The following is a 1,963-nucleotide window of genomic DNA, read 5'->3' as shown; positions in this document are numbered from 1 at the left end:
ATTGAAATTCAAGACAGCCCATGCTATCGTGGTTTTCCCGAAGGGCGCACTTAGCCATTGGATTTCATCCAATGGTGCGACAAGGGGTAAATCCCCTTTGTAATCCCCTGACCAACATATACATGTTGGTAATTTCGATAAATCGAAATAAAGAGCAAAAGCAAAATGGCGATATATCATTTTTCAGTTAAAACGATTAGTAGAGGTAATGGACGATCGGCCGTTGCTTGTGCTGCATATCGTTCAAGTGAAAAATTGGTATGCGATTTTTATGGAAAAGAACAAGACTACACAAGAAAAACTGGTGTCGAATTTACAAAAATCTATGCACCTGAAAATACAAATACTGAGTTACTCAAGCGCCAAACACTTTGGAATGAAGTCGAAAAGGTTGAACGTAGAAAAGATGCATTACTTGCAAGAGAGTTTGAGATTGCATTTCCCAGTGAGTTAAACGCTGAACAGCGTGAAAATATGCTCAATGAACTTTGCCGAAACCTCGTTAAAAAATACGGTGTCATCGTTGATGCTGCTATTCATGCACCTCATACAGACAGTGGAAGTGATGAACGCAACTACCATGCACACATCATGTTCACAACCCGAAGTATTAATGAGCAGGGTGGCTTTTCAGCAAAAAAATATAGGGACTTCAGTCGTGACAATGGCACAGAAACTGTAAGCCACTGGAGAGAATCATTTGCAGAGTTATGCAATCATCACCTGGAACAAAATGGATTTGATGAACGTGTCGATCACAGAAGTTATGAAGACCAGGAAAGTGACCTAGAAGCAACTCAGCACGAAGGTCCTCAAGCGACATACCTCCGGAGACGAGGGATATTTACAGAAATTAGTCTGAAAAATGATGAAATTAAGCTACGTAATTTAAAAATCAAAAAGGTCATCGCACTGGATGAAAACATCAAAGTATCTGAGGATCTTGTTCAAAAAGTACGAAGTGAGCTTCAGTTTCAATACTCTCAAGCTGAGTATTCAGAAAAAACTTCTCAGAAACTTTATGAATTCCAAAATGAAGAATTATCAAAATTAACAACAAAATTAGACACGATGAGTTCTGCAATATCAGAACTACGCAAAAAAGAGCCTTTATTTTTTAAAACAAAATGGATCAATCAAATAAATGACCTGATCGACCAACACAACACCCAACTAGACATCCAAAAGCATATTTCTGGTCTTAGTGAAATAGAAAAAAAAGAGAGATATTCTGATCATTTAAATAAATGGACAGAAGAAAATCAGCTGCTCCAGCCTAAAAAGTCTTTTGCAAAACTTGACGAACCGAACATCACTGTTAAACAACGAAAACTTAATGATCAAATTTCAAATATAGATCATCAAATTTCTGAAATATCACGCAGAGAAACTGAGTATCAAGAGTATGTACGCGATCAAAGACTGGAGATCATAAATAGTTATATATTTGAAGAAGATAACTATGGAAATAAATACTTTAGTCCTCAAAATGGTGAAAAACAAAAGCGACTATATGCAGAAGAAATGGAAGATCTAAAAATCCAAGAATTGCATGCGGCTTTTACAAAAAAAATTGAGACCGAAGCGCAGCAAGAGTTTTCCCAAAAAATAGCAATACAGCTCGAAAACGACCGAAAAGATCGTGAATCTAGAGAACAGCAGTTACGTAAAGAACGAGAGCAACAAGAACAACGCTATGCACAAGAACGAGAGCAACAAGAACATTTGGCATTTTTAAGACGCCAAGAACAAGAAAAACAGCAGAGAAATGAGCCTAAAAAGCCAGAAAATGACAATAACCATGACTACACGCCTTAGCAATCCCATTTAAGCGCAAAAAAACGGGGGTTTTAGCGACTTTTGATAGAAATACAGTAAAACTATAGTTGATAAAAATAAAATCGCTTAGAACGCATATGAGTGCGTGTTAGCGAGTGGCTACGGGCGACACGCCGCAAGGTGG

At 37.5% G+C, this 1,963-nt stretch carries 1 protein-coding gene; it reads left to right on the top strand.

All coding sequences use genetic code 11. The features are described 5' to 3' along the window. Window positions 1-165 precede the first annotated feature (165 nt). Window positions 166-1,818: a MobQ family relaxase gene (gene mobQ / locus FTU09_RS13640; protein WP_018680086.1), complete on the top strand. Its 1,653-nt coding sequence runs from the start codon at window positions 166-168 to the stop codon at window positions 1,816-1,818. The last annotated feature ends 145 nt before the right edge of the window (window positions 1,819-1,963 follow it).

The organism is Acinetobacter sp. YH12058 (assembly GCF_013419805.1).
In the GTDB taxonomy this organism is placed as follows: domain Bacteria; phylum Pseudomonadota; class Gammaproteobacteria; order Pseudomonadales; family Moraxellaceae; genus Acinetobacter; species Acinetobacter towneri.
Note: the sequence above shows the minus strand (reverse complement) of the source record. Positions and strands in the feature narration are given on the sequence as shown.

What these genes read in the sequence shown, in the direction of transcription:
- mobQ (WP_018680086.1), top strand. Translation starts at nt 166, where the DNA reads ATGGCGATATATCATTTTTCAGTTAAAACGATTAGTAGAGGTAATGGA.